The sequence below is a fragment of the Rhizobium sp. RU36D genome (assembly GCF_900176345.1).
Taxonomy (GTDB): domain Bacteria; phylum Pseudomonadota; class Alphaproteobacteria; order Rhizobiales; family Rhizobiaceae; genus Allorhizobium.
The window spans coordinates 1-25,323 of record NZ_FWXU01000008.1; the positions used below are offsets into that span (position 1 = coordinate 1).

At 63.1% G+C, this 25,323-nt stretch carries 22 protein-coding genes; 9 read left to right on the plus strand and 13 right to left on the minus strand.

Features of this window, described 5'->3' with window-relative positions; all coding sequences use genetic code 11:
• The 4 genes from B9A97_RS30010 to B9A97_RS11870 all read right to left on the minus strand — a co-directional run.
• Positions 1–181, minus strand: a 181-nt coding sequence (locus tag B9A97_RS30010) for a hypothetical protein (protein WP_210189698.1), incomplete at its 3' end; no start/stop codon positions are given.
• A gap of 111 nt (positions 182–292) precedes the next feature.
• Positions 293–1,306 (minus strand): sensor histidine kinase, encoded by a 1,014-nt coding sequence (locus B9A97_RS11860; protein ID WP_084365556.1) that lies wholly within the window; start codon positions 1,304–1,306, stop codon positions 293–295.
• Complete coding sequence (locus B9A97_RS11865) at positions 1,303–2,007, minus strand: response regulator transcription factor (RefSeq protein WP_084365557.1); 705 nt, start codon at positions 2,005–2,007, stop codon at positions 1,303–1,305. The genes B9A97_RS11860 and B9A97_RS11865 overlap by 4 nt, the downstream gene beginning before the upstream one ends.
• 79 nt (positions 2,008–2,086) lie before the next feature.
• Complete coding sequence (locus tag B9A97_RS11870) at positions 2,087–3,577, minus strand: DUF4153 domain-containing protein (RefSeq protein WP_179145275.1); 1,491 nt, start codon at positions 3,575–3,577, stop codon at positions 2,087–2,089.
• Positions 3,578–3,948: 371 nt separating this feature from the next.
• Here B9A97_RS11870 and B9A97_RS11875 point away from each other — a divergent pair, with 371 nt between their 5' ends.
• The gene (locus B9A97_RS11875) at positions 3,949–5,622 is read left to right on the plus strand and encodes an ABC transporter permease (protein ID WP_084365559.1); all 1,674 of its coding nucleotides are present in this window, start codon (positions 3,949–3,951) and stop codon (positions 5,620–5,622) included.
• Positions 5,623–5,840: 218 nt separating this feature from the next.
• Here the strand turns inward: B9A97_RS11875 and B9A97_RS11880 are convergent, their stop codons facing one another.
• Positions 5,841–7,793, minus strand: a complete 1,953-nt coding sequence (locus B9A97_RS11880) for an acetoacetate--CoA ligase (protein ID WP_084365769.1) — start codon at positions 7,791–7,793, stop codon at positions 5,841–5,843.
• A 161-nt stretch (positions 7,794–7,954) separates the two neighbouring features.
• On the opposite strand from B9A97_RS11880, the gene B9A97_RS11885 reads away from it, so the two are divergent.
• A complete protein-coding gene (locus B9A97_RS11885) occupies positions 7,955–9,838 on the plus strand; it encodes an AsmA family protein (protein ID WP_084365560.1) in 1,884 nt (627 codons plus the stop codon).
• 144 nt (positions 9,839–9,982) lie between these two features.
• Entirely contained in the window at positions 9,983–10,429 is a 447-nt protein-coding gene (locus B9A97_RS11890; protein ID WP_143530426.1) for a hypothetical protein, read from the plus strand.
• Between the two features lie 119 nt (positions 10,430–10,548).
• On the opposite strand, the gene B9A97_RS11895 is transcribed toward B9A97_RS11890, so the two are convergent.
• The 5 genes from B9A97_RS11895 to B9A97_RS11915 all read right to left on the minus strand — a co-directional run bounded on the left by B9A97_RS11895 (position 10,549) and on the right by B9A97_RS11915 (position 16,237).
• Complete coding sequence (locus tag B9A97_RS11895; RefSeq protein WP_084365562.1) at positions 10,549–11,361, minus strand: ABC transporter permease; 813 nt, start codon at positions 11,359–11,361, stop codon at positions 10,549–10,551.
• Between the two features lie 9 nt (positions 11,362–11,370).
• On the minus strand, positions 11,371–12,309 hold the full coding sequence (locus tag B9A97_RS11900; RefSeq protein ID WP_084365563.1) for an ABC transporter permease subunit: 939 nt from the start codon (positions 12,307–12,309) through the stop codon (positions 11,371–11,373).
• A gap of 12 nt (positions 12,310–12,321) precedes the next feature.
• Positions 12,322–13,476, minus strand: a complete 1,155-nt coding sequence (locus B9A97_RS11905; protein ID WP_084365564.1) for an ABC transporter ATP-binding protein — start codon at positions 13,474–13,476, stop codon at positions 12,322–12,324.
• 86 nt (positions 13,477–13,562) lie between these two features.
• Positions 13,563–14,663: a polyamine ABC transporter substrate-binding protein gene (locus B9A97_RS11910; protein ID WP_084365565.1), complete on the minus strand. Its 1,101-nt coding sequence runs from the start codon at positions 14,661–14,663 to the stop codon at positions 13,563–13,565.
• Positions 14,664–14,809: 146 nt separating this feature from the next.
• Complete coding sequence (locus B9A97_RS11915) at positions 14,810–16,237, minus strand: helix-turn-helix domain-containing protein (protein WP_084365566.1); 1,428 nt, start codon at positions 16,235–16,237, stop codon at positions 14,810–14,812.
• 238 nt (positions 16,238–16,475) lie between these two features.
• Here B9A97_RS11915 and aceA point away from each other — a divergent pair, with 238 nt between their 5' ends.
• From aceA to B9A97_RS11930, 3 genes are all read left to right on the plus strand, one after another.
• Entirely contained in the window at positions 16,476–17,765 is a 1,290-nt protein-coding gene (aceA, locus tag B9A97_RS11920; protein ID WP_084365567.1) for an isocitrate lyase, read from the plus strand.
• A gap of 310 nt (positions 17,766–18,075) precedes the next feature.
• Positions 18,076–18,324: an SMc00767 family acetate metabolism repressor gene (locus B9A97_RS11925; RefSeq protein ID WP_084365568.1), complete on the plus strand. Its 249-nt coding sequence runs from the start codon at positions 18,076–18,078 to the stop codon at positions 18,322–18,324.
• A 433-nt stretch (positions 18,325–18,757) separates the two neighbouring features.
• Positions 18,758–19,612, plus strand: coding sequence for a CPBP family intramembrane glutamic endopeptidase (locus B9A97_RS11930; protein WP_084365569.1), 855 nt, complete (start codon positions 18,758–18,760; stop codon positions 19,610–19,612).
• Here B9A97_RS11930 and B9A97_RS11935 read toward each other — a convergent pair.
• Positions 19,580–20,452, minus strand: coding sequence for a LysR family transcriptional regulator (locus B9A97_RS11935; protein ID WP_084365570.1), 873 nt, complete (start codon positions 20,450–20,452; stop codon positions 19,580–19,582). The genes B9A97_RS11930 and B9A97_RS11935 overlap by 33 nt on opposite strands.
• 88 nt (positions 20,453–20,540) lie before the next feature.
• On the opposite strand from B9A97_RS11935, the gene B9A97_RS11940 reads away from it, so the two are divergent.
• Entirely contained in the window at positions 20,541–20,882 is a 342-nt protein-coding gene (locus B9A97_RS11940) for a hypothetical protein (protein ID WP_084365571.1), read from the plus strand.
• A 30-nt stretch (positions 20,883–20,912) separates the two neighbouring features.
• Here the strand turns inward: B9A97_RS11940 and B9A97_RS29780 are convergent, their stop codons facing one another.
• Both B9A97_RS29780 and B9A97_RS11945 read right to left on the minus strand, forming a co-directional pair.
• Positions 20,913–21,056 (minus strand): hypothetical protein, encoded by a 144-nt coding sequence (locus B9A97_RS29780; RefSeq protein ID WP_179145276.1) that lies wholly within the window; start codon positions 21,054–21,056, stop codon positions 20,913–20,915.
• Between the two features lie 150 nt (positions 21,057–21,206).
• Positions 21,207–22,388, minus strand: coding sequence for a BaiN/RdsA family NAD(P)/FAD-dependent oxidoreductase (locus tag B9A97_RS11945; RefSeq protein ID WP_280164081.1), 1,182 nt, complete (start codon positions 22,386–22,388; stop codon positions 21,207–21,209).
• Positions 22,389–22,517: 129 nt separating this feature from the next.
• Here B9A97_RS11945 and B9A97_RS11950 point away from each other — a divergent pair, with 129 nt between their 5' ends.
• Both B9A97_RS11950 and B9A97_RS11955 read left to right on the plus strand, forming a co-directional pair.
• Complete coding sequence (locus B9A97_RS11950; protein WP_084365572.1) at positions 22,518–23,954, plus strand: glutamine synthetase family protein; 1,437 nt, start codon at positions 22,518–22,520, stop codon at positions 23,952–23,954.
• 10 nt (positions 23,955–23,964) lie between these two features.
• Entirely contained in the window at positions 23,965–25,251 is a 1,287-nt protein-coding gene (locus B9A97_RS11955; RefSeq protein ID WP_084365573.1) for an NAD(P)/FAD-dependent oxidoreductase, read from the plus strand.
• The last annotated feature ends 72 nt before the right edge of the window (positions 25,252–25,323 follow it).

Consider the following 25,323-nt stretch of genomic DNA (forward strand, 5'->3'; position numbering starts at 1 on the left):
AACACCCCAAATGCCCGGCAAAACAACAGCCGGGCCACAGAACCGCCGTCTGCAAAAACCAAAATCCCAAAAACTCGGCTTTATGCAACGGTCCCTCAAGGGGGGAGATCAACCAGGCGACATCGCCCGCTCCCCTGCAAAAAGACCATGCGCCGATAGCTCCTGGCAAGGCATAAGCCAAGAGTCGATCTCCCCCCTTGAGGGGGAGATGTCCGGCAGGACAGAGGGGGGTACACGGCCTCGCAACGGTCGTCTTCTTGTATCCCAAAAATTGCAACTGGTTTTAGGACACCTACCGCGCCGGCGGCAGGGTGATGCGGAAGCAGGCGCCGGGCGCCTCACCGTCCTCTAGCGCAATCGTTCCCTGATGGGCGCTGAGCATGGCGCGGACGATGTCGAGGCCAAGCCCGGTGCCACCTTCCTGGCGGCGGGTGGTGAAGAATGGCTGGAAGATGCGGGCCCTGTCCCCAGGGGTAATGCCCCTGCCATTGTCGCAAACCCGGATAATGGCGCAGCGGCGGGAGGTGGCAACATCGACGACGACAGTGCTTGCCCCATGCTCGACAGCATTCTGTGCCAGGTTGCTGAGGATGATGCAGGCGGTTTCGAGCGGCAGTGCCAGCACTGCGTCGCCGTCACCGACAATCTGGATATCCAGGGCGGGACTGCGGGCCGCAAGATGCGGCAGGATCTCCGTCATGCGGGTCTCACCCTCAGCGATCGGCGCTTCGGCCTGGGCCAGGTCCCGCAGCCGGTTCAGCAGCCGTCCCAGCCGATCGGCATCGGCGATGATGTTGTCAAGGAAGTGCCGGCGCTGCTCCGGCGTCATGGGCAGATCCGGGCCGTCATCGCGCAGCAGTTCCGCTGCCCCGCGAATGGCCGTCAGCGGCGACTTGAGCTCATGAGATACATGAGTTGCGAAGGTGCGGATATAGTCCGTGCGGTCCACCAACTGGCCGGCGAGATCCATAAAACCCTGCGACAGCACGGCGATCTCGCGCGTGCCGTGGCTGTCCGGCGGCTTGATCGCCGAGCGGCCGCGTCGGGCTATGTCCTCGGTGCGGGCAATCAGGGCATTGATCGGGGCGGTGATGGTGCGCGTCAGGACATAGCCCATGACCAGCGTCACCGCCAGCGCGGCGAGCAGCGCGCCCGCCTCCGCCGGGGCCAGCCGGCCCGCCTCCAGTTCCAGCACGCGGAACCAGAGGACGATGAGGAAGGGCAGCGCCATGACGGTGATCAGGATGGCATAGACGATCAGGGCAAGCGGCGGGCGCCATTTGGGGCGCACCTGCGGTGTCGTCATGGCGCCTTCTCCCTGCTGTCGCCGCCGAAGCGGAAGCCCACGCCATGCACGGTGGCGATCACGGCATCATCGCCGGCTGCCAGGAACTTGGCCCTGATATTGCGGACATGGCTGTCGATGGTGCGATCCGCGACATAGGTGCCGCTGCCATAGGCCGCCTCCATCAACTGCTCGCGGGTGAAGACGGTGGACGGACGCGACAGCAGGACCTCGAGTATGCCAAACTCGAGTGCCGTCACCGCGACCGGCCTGTCCGCGGTCGTCACAGTGCGGCTATCCCGGTCGAGGCAGAGACGGCCGGCGGTGATCGTCGCCTCCACGTGGGCCTCAATGCCCCGACCACCAGTGCGCTTGAGGATGGCCTTGACCCTTGCCACCAGTTCCCTTGGGCTGAAGGGTTTGGTGACGTAGTCGTCACCGCCAATCTCCAGGCCGAGGATGCGGTCGATCTCTTCGTCCCGCGCCGAAAGAAACAGGATCGGCACCGCCGAGCTGCGGCGGATCTGGCGGCAGACCTCCAGCCCATCGGGTTCGGGCATGCCGATATCGAGGATGATCAGGTCCGGCCGCGCCTGTCGAAAGCCGGTCAGCGCCTCCCCGCCATTGCGGGCAATCAGGGGCCGCATGCCGGCCCGCTCCAGCGCAAAGCAGATGACATCGCGGATATGCGGTTCGTCATCGACCACGAGAATCCGCTGCATGCGCTAACCCCTTCCTGCGATCCCGGCAACCGCCGCTCGCGGCTGCGGTGCCTGAGCCCCTGTTTTGCGCGAGGCCTGCCTATTTTTCAACAGCCGGATGCGCTGCCAGATAGTCGGCAAGCCGCTGCGCCCGCCAGGTCCAGGACTGCCATGCGTGGCTGCGTTCCTCGAATTCGTACGCCAGCAGATCGCGGGCGCGGCGCAGATCCAATGTCGCCTGACTGTCCGGACCGGTCTGCATCACACGCGGATGTTCGAGGTAATGATCGATGGCGGGTATGACCGTCGGCCCCAGCGAGCCGAGATAATGGATATCGAGCGAGGCGCCCGTTCCGCCGAGTTCCCGGCTGTTTTCGATATTGAACCGGGCGATGACAGCGGCGAAATCGACCGGGGCAGTGACGTAAAACACGCCCAGCAGCAGCGCGAGATTGGCCGTCACCAGCCACTGGTTTGGTTTGCGCCAGAGTATCCTGAGCATGATGAGGCCAAGCCCCACCGCCACCATCAGCATCCAGATGCCGGCGGCAATCCGCAGTTCCGTCAGCGAATAGGCTTCCACATAGAGGTCGAGCCGCAGGATCGAGGAAATGCAGAGCAGCATGTTCTGGCCAAGCCAGACATAGACCATCACGCGGATGAGCGCGGCCTGGTCCCCCGTCCTTTCCCGGTGCATCGCCACTAGCACGAACAGAGCCGACAGCAGCGCGGTTGCCAGCAGCGGATAGGCGCCGCGATGGGCGTATTCGGCATAGGGCATGCCATCAGGCAGTGCCACGCCACCCCAGAGATAGGTGGCATCGAGCACCGTCTGCAGCGCAAAGATGCCGTTGAACATAAGCAATGCGCGAATGAGCGAGGCGTCGCTGACCAGCCTGCGATCCGACACCGCCACCATCGGTGCACGCTTGCCGCGGCGGCTGAGACGCGGCTTCAGCAGCAGCCAGATCAGGCCCGCCATCAGGATCCAGAAGGTCATCCGCTCCAGGTCCAGCAGGGAGAGCAGGAAGGCTAGGTCGATCGAGGCCAGCACCCTTTCGATCACCGGATTGGCACTGGCAAACAGCAGGAGGAAGATGATCGTCATGCCCACGGGCATCAGCCACAGCTTGATGGTCCGCGTCAGGTTCCCACCCGTCACGAGCGGATCGCGCGGCAGCATCAGCCGGCCGCAGGCGGAGACAATCCGCATCGGTATCGCGCCGAGGTAACGCCCGACATGGCCAGGCAGCGCAGCAGTGCTTGCCGGCATCAGGCGCGCGGCGGCAAGCGCCGTCAACACCAGGCCGATCGCCGCCACGATGAACGCCCTGACCGTATGGGCCTCCACCAGCGGCAGAGCCGCAACAACCGTCGCTGCTGCCATGACCAGGGTCAGGCGCCCACTGCGCCTCATGGTCGCCTGACACACCAGCACCCCGCAAAGGCCGAGGATCATCAGGAAAAGGTTGATCCCATTCTCATGGCGAAACAACAGATAGTCGGCGGTGACGATCAGGCCGAGCAGCAGGACCGGCCTTTGCCGGATCCGCATGGCCTTGCCTGCCGAAGCGTTCTGCACAATGTCCATTCTCATTTCCTTGTTGATGTCGGAAGTCGTTTCGGCCAGATGCCGAAGCCGCATGCAGCGAAGGTGGGCTTGATGCGCCCGGCGGATCGGCCAGCCACCAGCCATCACTGAGAAGGCGCTGCGGCAGTGGCACTTTTGGCGTGAGGGGAATTGGTGTCTCGTTCATCATGGTGGCACCATGGCTGAGCCGATTGCAGTTTTTGTGCAGGAGATCAGCAGCTTCTGGGGAATTTGCAGATGCGGTTGGTCGGGCGAGATCCGGCCTGCGGCGGCGTTGACCGTTTCCTTCGCCCGCGCTTTCGGCTACAGCGCTTGACGGTGCAGCCTCCAGCCGGGGCGGCACCGTCACGGGACGACGGAGATATTGGGCATTGACGACACCGGTGATTGCTTCATCGCATGCCAGGACGCGGAATCGCGCGGTCGGACGCCTGACGCTTGCGGCCTGCATCGTCTCGGCGATCGTGGCCATTCCGATCATCGCCATCGTCGTCATCGCCTTCTCCGGCGATGCCGAGAACTGGCGTCACATGCTGTTCAATGTCATGCCCCGCGCCACCGGGCGAACGCTCTCGCTGCTGGCGCTGACCTGCAGCGTCACCGCCCTGTTCGGCGTGCTCACTGCCTGGCTGGTGGCCACCTTCGATTTTCCGCTGCGGCGTCTGCTGTCACCGGCGCTGGTGCTGCCGCTTGCCATCCCCTCGTATCTCGCGGCCTATGCCTTCGGCGAATTCTTCGATTTCACCGGGCCAGTGCAGAGCTTGATCCGCGCCGTCTTCGGTTTCCACACCTCGCGTGACTATTGGTTCCCCGATATCCGCTCGCTTGGCGGGGCCGTGCTGGTCATGGGCGCAGTGCTCTACCCTTATGTCTATCTCGCCAGCCGCTCGGTCTTCCTGATGCAGGGTCGCGGCGCTGCCGATGTGGCGCGCACGCTGGGTGCCAGCCCCAGCCGCGTCTTCCTCAAGGTGCAGATGCCCATGGCCCGGCCCGCGATCATGGTCGGCCTGACGCTGGTCATGATGGAGACCCTGAACGATATCGGCGCGGTGGAATATCTCGGCGTGCAGACGCTGACCTTCTCGGTCTATGACACCTGGCTCAATCGCGGCAGCCTGGCCGGTGCCGCGCAGATCGCCTGCGTCATGCTGGTCTTCATATCAGGGCTGATGTTCGTGGAGCGGCAGGCCCGGAAAAAGCAGCGCTTCTCGGCCCAGAAGACCACGGCCATGGTGCATGATCAGTTGCGGCGGCCGCTCACCGGGCTCAGGGCCTGGGCTGCCACGGCGTTCTGCACGCTGCCCGTGCTGATCGGTTTTGTCGTGCCCTTCACCGTGCTCGCCACCTTCGCGCTGCGGCGGCTGGACCAGTTTCTGGAGCCGCGGCTGATCAAGGCGCTTTACCATTCCATCACGATTTCCACTGCGGCGGCCGTGGCCTGCGTGCTGTTCGCCTTCGTACTGGCCTATGCGGCCCGCAGCGACCGGTCCAGGGCAACGAGCGTTGCCAGCCGCATCGCCTCGCTGGGCTATGGCATTCCCGGCACCGTGCTTGGCATCGGCGTGTTGATCCCGCTTGCCGCCTTCGACAATGCGCTTGATGGCTTCCTGCGCAGCCATTTCGGCGTCTCGACCGGCCTGCTATTGTCCGGCACCGGGTTTGCCATTGCCTATGCGGCGACGGTGCGGTTCCTCACCATGGCGGAGGGCACTGTCGATGCCGGTTTCCATAAGCTGTCGCCGCATCTCGACATGGCCGCGCGCACCCTTGGCCGCACGCGCTTCCAAACGCTGACGGGCGTGCTGTTGCCCAACATGCGGCCGGCGGTCATGACCGCGGCGCTGCTGGTGTTCATCGAGACGCTGAAGGAATTGTCGGCGACCATCCTGCTGCGACCCTTCAACTACAACACGCTGGCAACCCTGGTTTACGAAGACGCCTCGCGCTCGCAGGTGCAGGATGCCTCGGTCGCGGCGGTGATCATCATCGTCGCCGGGTTGATCCCTGTCGTGCTGGTGTCGCGCTCGCTGGACGCCCGTCACTAATTTCGCAGGCAAAAGAAAAGGCGGCCCGAAGCCGCCTTTAAAAGGAATGCTGCTCAACCGGAGCTGGAACCGGACTGTTTCATGTCCGTGGGACCCCAGAGGGGTCCTGGAGGCGATCATCGCGGCCCCCAAGTTGGTAAAGCTCTAGCAAACAAAGCTTTAACAAAAGGTTAGCATGGGTTGCGCCGCTGCCCGAAAACGCGGCGATTGCCCAACAATCAGCTCTTCAGCGCCTCGAGATCGGCGAACAGATCGAGCGCTTCCGGATTGGCCAGCGCCTCCTTGTTCTTGACCGGCCGGCCATGCACCACGTCACGCACCGCCAGCTCGACGATCTTGCCGGACTTGGTGCGGGGAATGTCCGCCACCTGGATGACCTTGGCCGGCACGTGGCGTGGCGAGGCCCCGATGCGGATCCGGGTCTTGATCGCCTTGACCAGGTCCTCGGTCAGTTCCACGCCCGCCGCCAGGCGCACGAACAGGATCACGCGCACGTCGTCGTCCCAATCCTGCCCGATGCAGAGCGCCTCGGCCACCTCTTCCATCTGCTCGACCTGGTTGTAGATCTCGGCCGTGCCGATCCGCACGCCGCCGGGGTTCAGCGTGGCATCCGAACGTCCATGGATGATGATGCCGTCATGCACGGTCCATTCGGCGAAATCCCCGTGGCACCAGACATTGTCGAAGCGCTCGAAATAGGCGGCGTGGTATTTCTTGCCCTCGGGATCGTTCCAGAACATCACCGGCATGGAGGGGAAGGCCTTGGTGCAGACCAGTTCGCCCTTCTCTCCCCGGATCGGCTTGCCGTCGTCATCCCAGACATCCATGGCCAAGCCCAGGCCCGGACCCTGGATCTCGCCGCGCCAGACGGGCTTCAAGGGAATGCCGAGCACGAAGCAGGAGACGATATCCGTGCCACCGGAGATCGAGGCCAGATGCACGTCGCTTTTGATGCCCTCATAGACGAAGGCGAACCCTTCCGGCGACAGCGGCGATCCCGTCGAGGTGATCAATCGCAGGCTCGAGAGGTCATGCGTCGTCTTCGGCGTCAGCCCGCCCTTGCGCACCGCATCGATGAACTTGGCCGACGTGCCGAAGATGGCGAACTTCTCCTCGGCGGCGTAGTCGAACAGGATATTGCCATCGGGATGGAAAGGCGACCCGTCATAGAGGCAGAGCGTGGCGCCGGAGGCCAGGCCGGTGACGAGCCAGTTCCACATCATCCAGCCGCAGGTGGTGAAATAGAACAGGCGCTCGCCCTGTTGCAGGCCGCAATGGAAGCGGTGCTCCTTCAGATGCTGGATCAGCGTGCCGCCGGCCGAATGCACGATGCATTTGGGCACGCCCGTGGTGCCGGATGAAAACAGGATATAGAGCGGATGGGAGAAGGGCAGCCGCACGAATTCGACCGGCTTTGCCTCGAAGGGCGCCATGAAGGCGTCCAGGGTCTGGCCCGCGGTCAGGCTTGCGGCCAGCGCCTCGGCATCGCCGGCATAGGGCACGATCACAGAGGGCACGCCGAGCTTGGCGGCAACGGCGCGCACCTTGTCGGCGACATCCTGCTTCTTGCCATTATACCAATAAGCGTCGCAGCAGATGAACAGCTTGGGTTCGATCTGGCCGAAACGGTCCAGCACGCCCTGCTCGCCGAAATCGGGGGAGCAGGACGACCAGATGGCCCCGATCGAGGTGGCGGCCAGCATGAAGGCGACCGTCTCCGGCATGTTGGGCATCATCGCCGCCACCCGGTCGCCCTCACCAATACCAGCGGCTCGCATGGCCTGCTGCAGCCGGGACACCGCCTGGTGCAGCCGATCCCAGGACCAGCGGTCCGACGCCTTGTCCTCGCCGCGGAACACCATCGCATCGTCAGCGCCGGTGCGGGCCAGAAGGTTCTCCGCGAAATTCAGCCGCGCATCGGGGAAGAAGCGCGCCTCCAGCATGACATCGCCATGAGCCAGCAAAGTCTCGCCCTTGTCACCCTTGATCCCGCAATAATCCCAGACCGCCGACCAGAATGCGCCGCGATCCTCCACCGACCAGGCGTGGAAGGCATCGTAGTCCGCAAACGTCCTGCCCGCGCGCGGCGAACACCACTGCATGAACTGGTAAAGTGGGGTCTGCCGGCTGAAGTCCTCGCGCGGGGTCCAGAGGGGCGTCTGCTGATCCATGTTGTCCTCCAAAAACATCCCGCCTGTATATCAGGTTGCATCGCAATATAAAGCCGGGCGAACCGCCGAGAGGCCCGGATTTGCAAGGCGACGATAAATCCTATATCGGGCAGGGCAGCGACACTGGCGGGAGATGCCGGCACTCAAGGCCGAAACAGTTCATGACAGACAAGCTCAAGACCACATCGCCTCAGCCAGACCGCTCCAGACGCAGCCGATCGCTGCCTCTGGCGCGCAAGCTCGGCTTTGTCACGCTGGCGCTGGTCTTCCTCTATCTGGTACTCGTTTCCATCGCGCCGTTTCTGATTTCCAGCAGCCTGGTGCGCAATTCCATGGAAAGCGCGGTTGCGCGCTGGACCGGCCATGCGGTCAGCATCGCCGGGGTGCCGGAAATCACCTTCTGGCCGGAGCCGCGCGTCACGCTTTCGCAGGTCTCGATATCCCGCAAGATCGAGGGCGCGCCGCAGGTCATCGGGCGGATCGAGCGGCTCTCCGCGCGTTTCGGGCTCTATGATGCGGTTCTTGGGCAGCCGGTATTTCGCGATTTCTCCTTCCTCAAGCCGGAAGTGTTCATCACCCGCGGCGCGGACGGCCGTCTCGACTGGTCGAACCAGGGGCTGCTGAGTGCGGCCGTGCGCGGCGTGGACACTGGGGATGGCGACCGGCAGTCGCTCAATGCCGAGCTCGATGCGCGCGTCGGCAAGATCACCGTCCAAGACGGCACGGTCGAAATCGCCGATGCCAATGGCCGACGCCTTCGCCTGTCCGGCCTCTCCGCCGAGATCAGCTGGCCGCGCCTGTCCGAGGAGTTGAAAGGCGTCGTGCGGGCCGAGATGGCCGGCCATGCCGTCAGCATCGACCTCTCCACCCGGCAGCCGCTGCTGCTGTTGGGCGGACGCAGCGCCAGCACGCGCGCAACCATAACGGCGGATGTCGCCAGCGCGACCTTCGAGGGCCTCGCCAATCTGGCGGATGGCTATTTCCTCTCCGGCGCCTTGCAGATCGACGTATCCGATATCCCGGCCCTGATCGGCTGGACCGGCGCCCAGCTGCCGGAGATGGACCTGCTCAAGCAGGGCTCGCTGCAGGCGCAGTTGACCACCATCGGTGACAGCCTGCGGTTCGGCGATCTAAAATTCGCCCTCAATGACATCTCCGGCAGCGGAATCCTCGAACTGTCGCGAACCAAAGGCGGCAAGCCGCGCATCGGCGGCACGCTGGCATTCGACCGCATGGATATCGGGGCCTTGCTGGGGGCGTTTTCCCTGCACCTGCCGGCGTCAGGTGAAGGTTTAGGCGACAAGGGACATGGACTGCTGGATGATTTCGATTTCGACCTGACGCTATCGGCGCGCCAGGCGGCCCTGCAGCCCTTCGTGCTGGAGGACGTCGCGGCGAGCGTCCTGAACCGCAATGGCAAGGCGAGTTTCGATATTGCCGACAGCCGTTTCGAAGGCGGCCGACTGACCGGCCATCTCGATGGTTCCGGCGCCGGATTCGAGGAGGGCGGAAACTTGCGCATTTCGGCCAAGGATGCCGATCTGCAGAGCATCGCCAAGCGCCTGCAACTGACTGGCCCGCTACCGGACAGCCGCGGATCGATCGAATTGTTGATGCACAGCCCAAAGCCGCTCTGGGCAACGCGGCTGGGCGATATCGGCGGCAGCTTCCAGCTGCGCACCAGTGAAGGCAGCCTGTCGGATATCGACCTGTCCGGGATCCGCAACCTCGCGGGCGAGCGGGCCTATTTCCGCCTGAGCGATGCCGGCGACGGCGAGATCGATTTCAAGACGCTGGAAATCCTGGCCAAGTTTGCCAATGGCACCGCCGAGATCGAACAGGCGGAACTCATCACCGACAGCCAGCGGCTGAGCTTGTCGGGCGTCATCCCCTATGCCAGCAACAGCCTGGCCCTGCTTGGCCAGCTCTCGCCGGTCGACGCCACCGCGACAGGTTCAGACAGCCAACCGCTGCGCTTCTTCATCGGCGGCTCCTGGCCTGATCCGATCCTATCCTCGATCCTGGCACCGCCGGAAAAGATGTGATCGAATACGACAGTATCGAGCTTTTCACGCTCGCCGATGGCACCCAAATATCAAGCCCATGTTTTGCCTGAGCATGCTTCGCGCAAGGCCTCTCTGCCACCCCTGGACACACCAGTTCACCAATGAGCGCCATAAGGGAAAATCGTGAGCTCCACCGTTACAGCTGCAAGTCTCATGCAATACTATTCGGGTGTTAAGCTCTCTGACAGGGAGGGAAAGACCTTACCCGCTTCTGCTGGCCAGCCTATGACTCCAGAAGTCAAAGCTGAGCTCGCCAGACGTGCAGCCTACGTCTCGAATGTTGCCGCAGAACTTGCAGCGGAAAGGGCACAACGACCTGAGCTAGATGAGATCAGCCAAGCCAATAGCTGGACGCTAACAAACGTTACTGAGCTGTCGGACGATCAGATCCCCGGAAGGATCAGCTATATCACTGATCTGATACAGAGCGGCGAAGCGGAGAAATACAGCTTCTTTTCCGGCAACGGCGACGAGCAAACGACATCGATCCACCAATATCTTTACTGGCTGCAACTTCGCGCCAAAGATATCGAAAGCGACGGCACCTACACACCGGACATGTTCAAATAGCCTCTGCGATCGGTAAGTCACAGAATGGCGCCCGCCCCCGCAAGAACAGGGTGCATCGCGAGGGAGTGGTGCCGACAAAGACCCCAATTTCGCTGGCCAACCGCCTTTGCAAGCGTTGGCTAACCCCGGATCGCCGCGTGTTCGTCGCGCAGGCGCTGCAATTCCCGGCGCTTCGTGGTGATCGACGCGACGATGACGCCAAAGGTGACGATGCCGATCAGGATGCTGCAGACGGCATTGATTTCCGGCGTCACCCCAAGTCTGACCTGGCTGTAGATCTTGATCGGCAGCGTCGTGGCGCCCGGCCCCGTGGTGAAGCTCGCGATCACGAGATCGTCGAGCGACAGGGTGAAGGCCAGCACCCAGCCGGACAGCACCGCCGGCAGGATCAGCGGCAGGGTGATCTTGAAGAAGGTGCGAACCGGCGGGCAACCGAGATCCTGCGCTGCCTCTTCCAGGCTGCGGTCGAAGGTCAACAGGCGCGACTGGATGACGATTGCCGCATAGCACATGGTGAAGGTGGTATGGGCAATGGTCACCGTCATCATGTCGCGGTCGAGGCCGATGGCCACGAACAAGAGCAGCAGCGACAGGCCGGTGATCACCTCGGGCATGACGAGCGGTGCATAGATCATGCCGGAAAACAGCAGGCGCCCCGGAAAACGGCCGAACCGCACCAGCGTCAGCGCCGCCAGCATGCCGAGCGCCGTGCCGATGGTGGCGCTCAACAGCGCGACCCGGATGGTGACCCAGGCGGCCGACATCAAGCCCTCGTTGGACCACATCTCGCGATACCATTTCAGCGAGAAGCCGCCCCAGACGGTGACGAGCTTGGACTCGTTGAACGAATAGATGACGAGGATGACGATCGGGATATAGAGAAAGGCAAAACCGAGCGTGAGGATGACGGGATCGAACTTGCTGCTCTTCATGGCTCGCCCTCACACCTTCTGCTGCTGGTTCTGGTAGATGGCAATCGGCACCACCAGCAGCAGCAGCAGGATCACGGCGACGGCCGAAGCCAGCGGCCAGTCACGGTTGGAGAAGAATTCGGTCCACAGTGTCTTGCCGATCATCAGCGTCTCGGCACCGCCCAGAAGGTCGGGGATGACGAATTCGCCCGTGATCGGGATGAAGCAGATCATCGATCCGGCGATAACGCCGGGCAGCGACAGCGGGAAGGTGATGCGCCAGAAGGCCTTCCAGGGCGGGCAACCCAGGTCGCTTGCCGCTTCCAGAAGGGTGCCATCGAGCTTTTCCAGCGCCGAATAGAGCGGCAGAACCATGAAGGGCAGATAGGAATAGACGATGCCGATGAAGACCGCGATCTCGGTGCGGAAGATCTGCACCTGCTCGTCAGGCCCATAGAGCCCGATGCCCTGCAGCACCAGCGTCAGCAGGCCCTCGGGCTTGAGGATGCCGATCCAGGCATAGACGCGGATCAGGAACGAGGTCCAGAACGGCAGGATCACCAGCATCATCAGCGTCGGGCGGATCGAGCTCGGTGCCCGCGCCATGGCCAGCGCCATGGGATAGCCGATCAGAAGCAGCAGGAAGGTCGAGATGACCGCAATGCGCAGCGATGACAGATAGGCATTGGTATAGAGCGCGTCTTCCGTCAGGAAGATGTAGTTTTCGAAATCAAGCTCGGAAAAGAACTCACAGATCGCACCGAAGCCATCGAAGATGGGCGTATAGGGCGGCATGGCGATCGCCGTGTCCGACAGCGAGATCTTGAAGATGATGAAGAACGGCGCGAGGAAGAACAGGAACAGCCACAGGAAGGGCACCCCGACGATCAGCCACTTGGCAAACCCGCCGGTGTCTGCCGGAGGGACCACCGCAGGTGCCGGCGCGGATGACGTTGTCACGTGTACCATGGCGCGCTCCCTTCAGCGTGTGAGAACCAATCCGGCATCGGTGGGCCAGCTCAGCCAGACCATATCGCCAAAGGTGATCGGCCGGTCGACGAGGCGGGAGATATTGGCCTGCGCGGCGCGGAACATGCGGCCATCATCCAGCTTGACGATGAAGACCGAGAAATCGCCGAGATAGCCGATATCCCAGACCTCGCCATGCAGTGCGTTGGCGCTGGTATCGGCGGGCGGCTCGGTGGAAATGCGCACCTTTTCCGGCCTGATGGCAAAGGCAACATTGCTGCCCGCGGGCACCTGGCAATCCTGGTCGACCGCGACCTTGAAGCCATCGCAGGAAACCAGCGCAATCCCCTGGTGGCCGCCGGCCACTTCGCCCTCGAACTGGCCTTCGACGATGTTGATGTCGCCGATGAAGTCGGCCACATAGCGCGAGTTCGGTGCCTCGTAGATTTCGGCGGGCGTCGCCACCTGCACGATCACGCCCTTGTCCATGACGGCGATGCGGTCCGACACCGTCATCGCCTCTTCCTGGTCGTGGGTGACAATCAGGAAGGTCAGGCCGAGCTTGGTCTGGATGTCCATCAGCTCGAACTGGGTTTCCTCGCGCAGCTTGCGGTCAAGCGCACCAAGCGGTTCGTCCAGCAGCAGCACCTTCGGCTTCTTGGCGAGCGACCGGGCAAGCGCCACGCGCTGGCGCTGGCCGCCCGAGAGCTGGTTGGGCTTGCGCTTGGCGAATTGCTCCAGCTTCACCAGCTTCAGCATTTCCTGCACCCGCGCATCGATCTCGCCCTTGGGCAGCTTGTCCTGCTCCAGGCCGAAGGCGATGTTCTTTTCCACGCTCATATGCGGAAACAGCGCGTAGGACTGGAACATCATATTGGTCGGCCGCTTGTAGGGCGGCACGCCGGAGATATCCTTGCCCTGCAGCAGGATGCGGCCTTCGGTCGGATCCTCGAAGCCAGCCAGCATGCGCATCAGCGTGGTCTTGCCGCAGCCCGATGGGCCGAGCAGCGAGAAAAATTCGCGCTCGTAGATGTCGAGCGTCAGGTTGGAGACCGCCACGAAGTCGCCGAACCGCTTGGTGACATTCTCGAAGCGGATGAAGGGCACGGCGGCCGGATCGGTCCAGGGAGAAAATTTGCGCTTTACCGGTCCCAGTGACTTCGCCATTGCCCACCCATATCCCTGGAAAAAAGAATGAAACGCCCCAAAACGAAACCGGGCGGGTCAAGCCCGCCCGGAATTGAATGACGGTATCAGCTGCCCGTCTTGATCTGCGTCCAGACCCGGTTCAGCACGCGCTGCTCCTTGGGGCCATAGGGCGAGATGGTGAAGAGCTTCTTCATCGTCTCCTCGGTCGGATAGACGGCGGGGTTCTTGAACACGGACTCGTCTATCAGCTTCTGCGAAGCCAGGTTGCCATTGGCATATTGAACATAGTTGGATGCCTTGGCGATGACCTCGGGCTTCATTAGGAAGTTGATGAATTCATGCGCCTCGGCAACATTCTTGGCATCCGCGGGGATCGCCAGGTTGTCGAACCACATATAGGTGCCTTCCTTCGGGATCACGTAATTGACCTCGACGCCGTTCTTGGCCTCTTCCGCACGGGCCTTGGCCTGCAGGATGTCGCCCGACCAGCCGACCGCCACGCAGATATCGCCATTGGCGAGATCGTCGATATAGGCCGAGGAGTTGAAGGTCTTCACCGACGGCCGGATCTTGGAATAGACCTCGCCGCCCGCTTCCAGATCGGCGGTCGCCTTGCTGTCGGGATCCTTGCCGATATAGTTCATGGCAATCGCGAAGGTCTCGTCGGAGGCATCCAGGATGTTGATGCCGCAGGCTTTCAGCTTCTCCGCATTTTCGGGCTTGAAGATGAAGTCCCAGCTCTCGACCTTCACGTCGTCACCGAGGGCCGCCTTCACCTTGGCGACATTGTAGCCGATGCCCGTCGTGCCCCACATATAGTTCACGGCATATTCATTGCCGGGATCGTATTTCGCCAGCCGCGTCATGACATCCGGCCACATATTGGCGAGGTTCGGCAGCTTGGACTTGTCGAGCTTCTGGAAGACGCCGGCCTGGATCTGGCGGGCCAGGAACGGACCCGTCGGCACGACGACGTCATAGCCGGAACCACCGGCCAAAAGCTTGGTTTCCAGGATCTCGTTGGAATCGAAGACGTCGTAGACGACCTTGATGCCGGTCTCCTTGGTGAAGTCGGCCAGCACGGATTCGTCAATGTAATCCGACCAGTTATAGACGTTGACGGTCCGCTCCTGCGCGCTTGCGGCGCCCGCGAAACCGAGCGCCAGGGCGGCCACGGAGGCCAGGCGAATCAGATCGGCTTTCATGATTTTCTCCTGTTCCAGTCAGGGGGCGTTGATCGCCCCTCCAAACCTATTCCCTTTGTTTTTTCACAGACTAGAAAGGAAATCGGCAAGCGACAAGCGAAATATGGCGGCGCTTGCCATCCATTGTGCAGTTGCGTTGTCGCGCCTCACTGAAAGTCGAAAGCGCTCAATCCCGTCACCATTTCGTCCAGTCCGAGCGGCCGCGTGACGGGCGGCTCGGCGCGGGCGAGACAGCCCTGGCGCTCGCACAAACGGCAGGCGGCACCTATGGGGAGCGGCGGCTGGCCGCTGCCGATCGCGGTCGCGCCGTAAACGATGTCGCCGGCAAAAGCGATGTCGCAACCGACGAGCAGCGCGGTGCGCCGCACCCGCTCGCCAAAGCCCGCCTGCGGCCCTTCCAGCGTGCGGGCGATGGTGAGGAAGGTGGTCCCGTCAGGCATTTCCACCGCTTCCGCCAGCACCTGGCCCGGCTGAGCGAAGGCCGCATGCAGGCTGAGCTTGGGACAGCCGCCGCCGAATTTCGCCTGGGGGAACCCTTGGGCGCCGGCCTTGCGGAAGCCGTGGCCGGCATTGTCAACCTCCAGCATGAAGAAGGGGATGCCCTGGGCGCCCGGCCGCTGCAGCATGGTCAGCCGGTTGGCCGCCTGCTCGAAGGAGACGGCAAAGCGCGAGCGCAGCATGTCGATGTCATAGCGCGCCCGCTGGGCCGCGGCGAGAAAGGCGCCATAGGGCATGATCAAGGCATGGGCGGCATAGCGTGCCAGTTCGAACCGGCCGAGACGCTTGGCCTCGCCAGTCGAGAAGCCAAGCGCGTCCAGTTCGGCGGCGATCTCTTCGCCGAGCGCCAGCAGGCTCACCTCCATCGCCAGCTCGCGCAACTGGTCGAAGGCCGACAGCCGCTCGGACAGAAACAGCCGCATGGAATGGCGGTCGTAGCGGCGGCGCAGGGTCGGCATGGTGTGGATCGGCAGCGTGCGCACCACGATCCCGTGCTTGGTGCGCAGCCAGCCTTTCAGCGCCGTGGCGAGATCGTCGCCCGCCGCAAGTCCAAGCCCGGCATGGAACTGTTCGGCCGCGTCCTCGATCAGCGAGAAGAAATTCGCCCGGCGCTCCAGCGTCTCGCGCACCTCGTCGCTCGGCAGCCGCGCCGATGACAGGGATGTCTCATGCCCCTCCCGCGCCAGGAGATCGGCGAGATCCGACAGGCGCGCGGCCTGCTCGCGATAGGCGCGGTAGAGCTTGACGATGCCGCTTGCCGCATTGGGGGCTGCTTCCGCCACCTCGATCAGTTCCTGATCGCCGGGCAGTTCGCCCTGCAGCAGCGGATCGGCGAAGACCTCGCGCAGCTGGCTGACGACGCCACCCGCCTCGCCCTGCAACTCGTCGAGATCCACCTTGTAGACCGCCGCGAGTTTCAGCAGCAGTTGCACGGTCAGCGGCCGCTGGTTGCGCTCGATCAGGTTGAGATAGGAGGGCGAAATGCCGAGCCCCTCCGCCATCGCCGTCTGCGTCAGCCCTAGCCCGTTGCGGATGCGGCGGACGCGCGGCCCGGCAAAGATCTTGTGTTCCGCCATTTGACACCTTTTTACAGCAGCAGCTTCGAAACAGGTAAATCAGGATATTTACAGTTTTGACAATTTTACATGAGCGCCTTGTCAAACACAAGACATCCTAACCCTTTTGAAATCAGGAATATCGCGAATTCCATGGACGTTTTTGCGATGCGATGTAAATTACATGACATCACAGATCGTCAAGCGACGGCGGAGAGAAGGCCTCGCTCGGCAAGCGCAGACAATAGGGAGCATTTCTATGACTGATTTTTACAATCTCGTCCCCGGCGCACCGAAGGGCCGTTTCGACGGCATCGAGCGCCCCTATACGGCCGAGGACGTCCAGCGCCTGCGCGGCAGCATCGAGATCAAGTATTCGCTGGCCGAGATGGGTGCGAACCGGTTGTGGAAGCTGATCCACGAGGAAGATTTCGTCAACGCACTGGGCGCCATGACCGGCAACCAGGCCATGCAGCAGGTTCGCGCCGGGCTGAAGGCGATCTATCTCTCGGGCTGGCAGGTTGCCGCCGACAGCAACACCGCCTCGTCCATGTATCCCGACCAGTCGCTCTATCCGGCCAATGCCGCACCGGAGCTGGCGCGCCGCATCAACCGCACCCTGCAGCGGGCCGACCAGATCGAAAATTCCGAGGGCAAGGGCCTGTCGGTCGACACCTGGTTCGCGCCGATCGTTGCCGACGCGGAAGCCGGTTTCGGCGGACCGTTGAATGCCTTCGAGATCATGAAGGCCTTCATCGAAGCCGGCGCTGCGGGCGTTCACTACGAAGACCAGCTGGCCTCGGAAAAGAAGTGCGGCCATCTCGGCGGCAAGGTTCTGATCCCGACGGCCGCCCATATCCGCAACCTCAATGCCGCGCGTCTGGCCGCCGATGTCATGGGCACGCCGACGCTGGTCATCGCCCGCACCGATGCCGAGGCCGCCAAGCTCTTGACCTCTGATATCGACGAGCGCGACCGTCCCTTCGTCGATTATGACGCCGGCCGCACGGTCGAGGGCTTCTACAATGTCAAGAACGGGCTGGAACCCTGCATCGCCCGCGCCATCGCCTATGCGCCGCATTGCGACATGATCTGGTGCGAGACGGGCAAGCCGGATCTCGATCAGGCCCGCCGGTTCGCTGAGGGCGTGCACAAGGTCCATCCCGGCAAGCTGCTCGCTTACAACTGCTCGCCGTCGTTCAACTGGAAGAAGAACCTTGATGATGCGACCATCGCCAAGTTCCAGCGCGAACTGGGTGCCATGGGCTACAAGTTCCAGTTCATCACGCTGGCCGGCTTCCATCAGTTGAACTTCGGCATGTTCGAACTGGCCCGCGGCTACAAGGACCGGCAGATGGCGGCCTATTCGGAACTGCAGGAGGCGGAATTCGCCGCCGAGATCAACGGCTACACCGCCACCAAGCACCAGCGCGAAGTCGGCACCGGCTATTTCGATGCCGTGTCGATGGCCATCACCGGCGGCCAGTCCTCGACCACCGCCATGCATGAATCGACCGAGCACGAACAGTTCCGCCCCGCGGCGGAGTGATGAAGCGAGGCCGATTGGCTCCCTCTTCTCCCCATCGGGGAGAAGGTGGCCGAAGGCCTCAGCGCAACAAGTTGCGCCTGAGATGAGGGGGTGGCGAAGCCCCAATGCGTGGCGTGTGCGACCCCCTCATCGCCTCGCATCCGCTCGGCACTTCTCCCCGCTGGGGAGAAGAAGGAGTTTCACCGCCACCGGTTTGCTGGATGGCAGCGTAATTCCGGAAGAGAGCTTTCGAACAATCTCTCCCCAATCTGGGGAGTGCCCCAGACTACGCATACCCTTCAAAAACCCCCGACAAAGAGGAGAAATACCCATGACCCCACAGACCCGAGTCAAAGAACGCGCCGAAGAGCAGGCATCCGCGATGAACACGGACCAGCAGGCCACGATCCGCATGCTGGCCAACGACCTGCACCGGCTGAACCATTCCATCATGAAGGCCGTCGAGGCCGGCGTTTCGGTCGAACTCGTCCGCTCCGCCCGCCATCACGGCGGCGACGGCAACTGGGGCGACCTGATGATCCCGGTCATCGTCACCAAGGCCACCAACGCCGCCGCGTGAGCGGGCACCAGATCCACCGCCACCTCTGCGCCCGGCCACCCTGGCCGGGCCTTTGGGCTTTTGCGCAGGACCAGTCGGAGGCCTCCGTGGTTGGCGGCACGAGTCCAAGATCAACCGTCATGCCGGCCGCCGAGCCGGCATCCAGCGCAATCAAGTCCTTGATTGCGAAAGACTCTTTTCACGGCGCAGACGCGCCGTGGCTGGATTCCGGCCTTCGTCGGAATGACGGGGTTCTGTGTATTCGGCGCTTGAGAACTGGCTAGAGCGGTATGCCGAACCTCCCGTTATACAAGTGGAGGTTCGGTCTCGCTTCACGTTACGCCCTGGAAAGGGGCTCCACGTAGCATTGAACTACGCACCCGCCAACATCATCCACCGGCGACATCCATCTCCGCCCGTGCTAGCATCAGCGTTCATACCCTGATCGCGCGCCATGCCTCATCAACGCCCCGTCCTCACCCTCATTCTGTTCTATCTCCTCGCGCTGGCCATCAGCTGGGTGTTCTGGGCGCCGCTGGCGCTGGCCAAGCTCGGCTATCTGCCCGAGGCCCCTTCCTTCCTGCATCTCCTCGGCAGCCTTGGCCCCGCTTTGGCCGCCCTCATGGTCAGCCGCCTGCCGTTCTCGCCGGTCACGACACGGATGCTGGCGGCCCGGCTGTCGATTGGCTCGGTGCTGATGACCGCCCTCATGGCGGCGATCCTTCTGCCGCTGGCGATCGGCGTCGTCGGACTGCTCGGGCAATGGCTTGCCATGGGCACGCGGCCACCTCTGGAGCAGGCGCTGCAATCCCACGAATATCCCTATCTGTCTCCCGCGGCATGGGTGGCGGCGAGCGTCGTCTTCTATGGCTTCGGCGAGGAGATCGGCTGGCGCGGATTGGCGATCCCGATCCTGAACCGACGGTTCAACGCGCTGGCCTGCTCGCTGCTGATGACGCTGCCATGGGCGGTGTGGCATCTGCCGCTGCTGGTTTCCACCCCGACCTATACCGCGCTCGGGCTGTCAGGCCTTGCCGGCTGGGTCGTCAGCCTCGCCACGGGGTCGGTTCTGCTGACGCTGTTCCTCGTCCTGTCGCGCGGCTCGCTCATCCCGGTCGCCATCTTTCACGCGGCCATCGATCTTGCCATGGTCAACCCGGCCGTGACGCCGCTCGGCATCAATATCATGGGCGGCATCATCACCATCGCGGGGCTGGCGGCGGCCTATCGCTGCTATCGCATCGGGCCAAATGCGCCTGATATCGCCACACCGCCCTCACCCCTGTTTCGGCCGTCGTCCCTCGAATAGCTCCCGGTGGGCCTCGAACAGCTTGACCATACGGTCGACCACGGTGCGGATTTCGCGACGGTGGCGGTCGTCATTGTTCATCACGATCCACTGGCGATGCTTGAGCTCGGGGATCGTCTCGCCCACCCGCTCCAGCCGCGGCTCCAGGTCGCCGACGAAGCAGGGCATGACGGCGATGCCGGCGCCGGCCAGCGCCAAGTCCCTCAGCGAGCGCGGCCGGTTGACGGTCGCAACGATCAGCTCGGCCTTGTTCTGGTGCGGCCAGCGCAGATAGGCCGAGATGGCGTTTTCGGTATCGACCGCCAGCCAGCGCTCGGACCCGGCGGGATCGGGATTGCGAGCGCGGTAAGCGGCATAGGCGACATCACCGGTCGCCACGGCTGCCAGATTCAGCTCCTCCGGCTCGAAGGCGCGAATGCCGATATCGCTCTCGCGATGGGCGAGGCTTGCGCGCTGCTCGGCAATGAACATGTCGATGCGGAAATCGTCGCGCGGGCCGCAGATGGCAGGGAAATTCTCGGCGATCAGCCAGGCGTTCCAGGTGCCCAGCGCCAGCCGCACCAGGGCCGAGGCCACGGCATTGCCGCGCCAGGCCTCGACGCGGCGCGCCGCCCCTTCCATCTCCGCCAGTTGCTCCAGCAGTCGATGACCATCCGCGGTCAGCTGGTATCCCGCCTGGCTGCGCAGGAAGAGTTCGCGGCCCGTCTGCCGTTCCAGTTCCACCATGCGGCGGCCCAGCGTCGCGGGGCTGAGGCCCGTTGCCGCGGCAGCACCGGTCAGCCCGCCGCTGCGGGCGACATCGAGAAACAATTGGTAGGATTCCCAGGATGGGTTTTTCATTTTTGAAACACAGGCTGCAAACCCGAGCGTTCATAGAGCAGATTTGGAGTTATAGATAGAGAGCATCCCCAGCACGAAAGGATGCATCATGCTTGATCTCTATTATCTCGCAGTCGCCGCACTCGATCGCAACACCACGCCGCGCAGCCGACCGATCGACCGGAAGGCAGAGGAGGCATTTTATGAGAGCTTCCGGGAGAGCCCGCTGCAACGGGTCAAAAAGGCCGTAGCGCAGTTTGGCGCCACATGGCGCAAGGTTGACGTTTTGGCATCGGCGCAAGCGAAACCGGCGGCCAAAGACGTTTGCACCTACGGCGCATCCCAGTCGGGATCCCAGGAGGTCGCGGCATCCGCGTGCCGCGTGATCGCGCCGCACACGCAATGTGGTGCGCAGGCGCTCGCCTCGCATCAACAGGGGCAGGCCGCCTGAGACAGGCGGATCTGCCCTGATGCGCCGGTATCAGATGAGTTGGAGCGCTGCGACAGCAAACACGGCGGCGACGCAGACGGCCGAAGCGAGCGTCAGAAGCCGGATCTGCAGGCGATTGGTATCTTCCGTCTTCGCGATGGCGATGGCACGGGCGCGGCGCTTTGATCTTTCCATATGAACGGTCCTTCAAGCTCAAGCGGGTCCTCGAAGACCCGGTGAGTTCCCCTGACGGTGAACCGCGCAAAGTCATCGAACTGTCATGTCAGCATGAAGCAGGCGTATTAACAAGTGCTAAAGGCGAGAATGCGGCAATGTGGCTCTGTTTCAGGCGCAAATGCCCGCCGCGTGGCCCGATGCCCAGGCCCATTGGAAGTTATAACCGCCCAGCCAGCCCGTCACATCGACGCATTCGCCGATGAAATAGAGGCCGGGCACCGCTTTTGCCTCCATGGATTTCGAATCAAGCGCTGCCGTATCCACGCCGCCAAGCGTCACCTCGGCCGTGCGATAGCCTTCTGATCCCGCCGGCTTGACTGACCATTTTTGGATTGCGTCGGCCACGGCGCCGAGCTTGCGGTCAGAGAGGTCGGCGATCGGTCCCGTCAAGCCGGAGCGCTCGGCAAAAAACTGCGCCAGCCGCTTCGGCAGCGCGGTCGAGAGCGCCGTGGCCAGCGTCTGACGGCCATTGTCGGCGCGTGCCGCCTTCAGCGCGGCCAGCATATCGGTGTCCGGTTCCAGGCAGAGCGCAATCTCGTCGCCCTCCCGCCAATAGGAGGAGATCTGCAGGATCGACGGCCCGCTCAGGCCGCGATGGGTAAAGAGCATGGCTTCGCGAAACCGTGTCTTTCCATGGCCGATCTCCGCCTCCGCCGAGAGGCCGGACAGAGCAGACGTCGCCTCCAGCAGCGCGGGGTCGAGCGTCAGCGGCACGAGGCCCGGTCGGGTCTCGACAATCCCCAGGCCGAATTGCTCGGCGATGCGATAGGCAAAGCCGGTCGCCCCCATCTTTGGGATCGACTTGCCGCCGCAGGCCACCACCAGCGCGCGGGCACGGATCACGCCCTCGCCCGTGACCACCCGAAAACCGTCCTCGGCCTTCTCGACCGCCGAGATCTCGGTGGAGAGCCTCAGCACCGCCCCCACCGCCTGCATTTCGGAGAGCAGCATCTGGATGATGTCGCGGGCGCTGTTGTCACAGAATAGCTGCCCCAGGGTCTTTTCGTGCCAGGCGATCTTGTGGCGATCGACCATGGCGATGAAATCCTGCGGCGTGTAGCGGGCCAAGGCGGATTTGGCGAAATGCGGATTGGCGGAGATATAGTTCTTCGGCCCGGCATGGATATTGGTGAAATTGCAGCGCCCGCCGCCTGAAATGCGGATCTTCTCGCCCGGCGCCTTGGCGTGGTCGAGCACCAGCACGGAGCGTCCGCGCCGTCCGGCGGCAATCGCGCACATCATGCCGGCGGCTCCGGCGCCGATGATCGCGACGTCAACACTGTCAGCCAAGGGCCGTCTCCTACAAGCGGTTTTTCCCTGTCTTTTCGATGCCGCTCACAAAGTCAATGGCGCTTTCCCCCTCGCCAATTCCCGTTCAGCGGATATGATGGGGCTCCCACAAAACCGAACCGGTGAGACATGCCCCCCAGAAAGACGATGCTGAGACCCAAAGGTGCCGCGGCCAAGAAGGTGAGCGTCCCCCCGGATCCCAAAGATCTGCGCGGCGTGAAAAACTGGAAGGAGGCCGCCGCCTGGCTGCGGGCCCGTGGAATCGAGGATATCGAATGCATCACGCCCGATCTCGCCGGCGTGCCGCGCGGCAAGATGATGCCGTCGTCGAAATTCACCTCCAACACCTCGCTGGCGCTGCCCTCGGCGCTCTATCGCCATACGATTTCGGGCGACTATCCCGAAGAGAGCGGCAATTTCCGCTACGAGCCGCGCGACAGCGACCTGAAGCTGGTGCCGGACCTCTCCACCCTCTCCGTCGTGCCCTGGGAAACCGATCCCACGGCCCAGGTGATCTGCGATATCGTCGGCTCGACCGGCGAAAATGTGCCCTATACGCCGCGCAACGTGCTGAAGAATGTCGTGCGCATGTATGAAAAGCGCGGCTGGAAGGCCGTGGTCGCGCCGGAGATCGAATTCTACCTCGTCGCCATGAACGACGACCCGGACTATCCGCTGCATCCGCCGAAGGGCCGGTCCGGCCGCTCGATCCTTGGCGGCCAGGGCTATTCCATCGCCGGCATCAACGAATTCGACGAGTTGATCGACGATATCTACCATTTCTCCGCCGCCCAGGGGCTGGAGATCGATACGCTGATCCATGAGGAAGGCCCGGCGCAGCTCGAAATCAACCTGCGTCATGGCGATCCGATCGAGCTCGCCGACCAGGTCTTCATGTTCAAGCGCACCATTCGCGAGGCCGCACTGAAACACGGCATCTATGCCACGTTCATGGCCAAGCCCATGCAGGGCCAGGCGGGATCGGCCATGCATATCCACCAGTCGGTGGTGGAGATCAACACCGGCAAGAACGTGTTCTCGAATGCCGATGGTTCGGCGTCGAAGGAGTTCTTCCAGTTCATCGGCGGCATGCAGAAATATGTGCCGAAGTCGCTGGTGATGATGGCACCCTATGTGAACTCCTATCGTCGCCTGACGCCCGATATGTCGGCGCCGGTCAACAATGCCTGGGGCTATGACAACCGCACCACGGCCTTCCGCGTGCCGGTGTCGGATGCGGCCGCCCGCCGCATCGAAAACCGCCTGCCGGGCTCGGATTGCAATCCCTATCTCGCACTCGCGGCCTCGCTGGGCTGCGGCCTGCTCGGCATCATGAACGATCTGGAGCCCACCCTGCCGACCGAGGATACGGCCAATGAAGGCTCGATCGACCTGCCGCGCGGCCTCTTGGAGGCCGTGTCGCAGCTCGAATCCGATCCGGCCCTGGCCGAGGTGCTGAGCGCGGAATTCATCGGGCTCTATGCCGGGGTCAAGCGCGGGGAATTCGAGACCTTCATGCAGGTGATCAGCCCCTGGGAGCGCGAATTCCTGCTGCTCAACGTGTGAGGTGCCGGCCATGACGTGGCAAAGCCCCATCGCGCCCGGTCTCTCCTGGTATCAGGCTTCCGTCGGCGAGCGGCCCGACTATCCGGCGCTCGACGGGTCGGTCTCCGTCGATGTCGCCATCATCGGCGGTGGCTATACCGGCCTGCAGGCCGCGTTCAACCTCGCCAAGGCAGGCGTCTCGGTGGTGTTGATCGAGGCGCATCGCTTTGGCGATGGCGCTTCAGGGCGCAATGGCGGCCAGCTTGGCACCGGCCAGCGGGCCTGGCCGGGCGAACTCGAGGCCGAGCTTGGTTTCGAGCGGTCGAAGGCGCTGTTTGCCCTAGCGGAGAATGCCAAGCATTACCTGCTCGACTTTGCCCGTCAGCACGAGATCGATATCGAATTCATCCCAGGACAGTTGAATGTCGCTCACAAGCCCGGCTGGGAGGCCGATTATCGGCGTGATGCCGAGATCATGGCCGAGCGCTATGGCTATCCGCACATCTCCTTCATGGATCGCGGCGAAACCCAGGAGAGGCTTGGATCGACGCGCTATCACTATGGCGTGCGCGACACCGGCACCGGCCATATTCATCCGCTGAAGCTTCTGGTCGGCCTGGCCAGCACGGCGGCCGCGGCCGGCGCGCGCATCCACGAGATGACACCGGCCAAGGCAATCCGCCAGGCGGGCGGCAAGACGCTGATCGACACACCCACCGGTACGATCACGGCCGATCGCGTGTTGATCGCCACCAATGCCTATATCGGCAATCTCGAGCCGGTCACGGCGGCCCATGTCATGCCGATCCGCTCCTTCATCGGCGCGACCGTGCCGCTCGACAAATTCCCTTCGGTCATATCAGGCTCGGAGGCGGTGGCCGATTCGCGCTTCGTCGTCCGCTATTTCCGCAAGAGCCGCGACGGACGGCTGCTGTTCGGCGGGCGGGAGGCCTATACCTCCGACAGCCCGCGCGACATTTCCACGCATATCCGCCGGCAGATCGCCGAAATCTATCCCGAGCTTGAAGGCATCGAGATGGTCAATGCCTGGGGCGGCTCCGTCGGCATCACGCTTCCGCGCAAGCCCTTTGCCCGCGAGGTCATGCCGGGCGTGACATCAATTGGCGGTTTCTCTGGTCACGGCGTCATGTTGTCGAACTATAGTGGCAAGCTCTACGCCGATTCGATCCTCGGACAGGGGCAGGAACTCGACCTCTTCAAGGAGCTTAAAATTCCCGCCTTTCCGGGCGGAGCCCGGTTCAGGAGCCCCCTCCTTTTCCTTGCGCTCACCTGGTACGCGCTTCGCGATCGGCTCTGATTGAAAAAGACACGCCAGGTTTTCACAGCCGAAGGTATGGCTTTTTTAAATCGATTAGATTACAGATGTCGT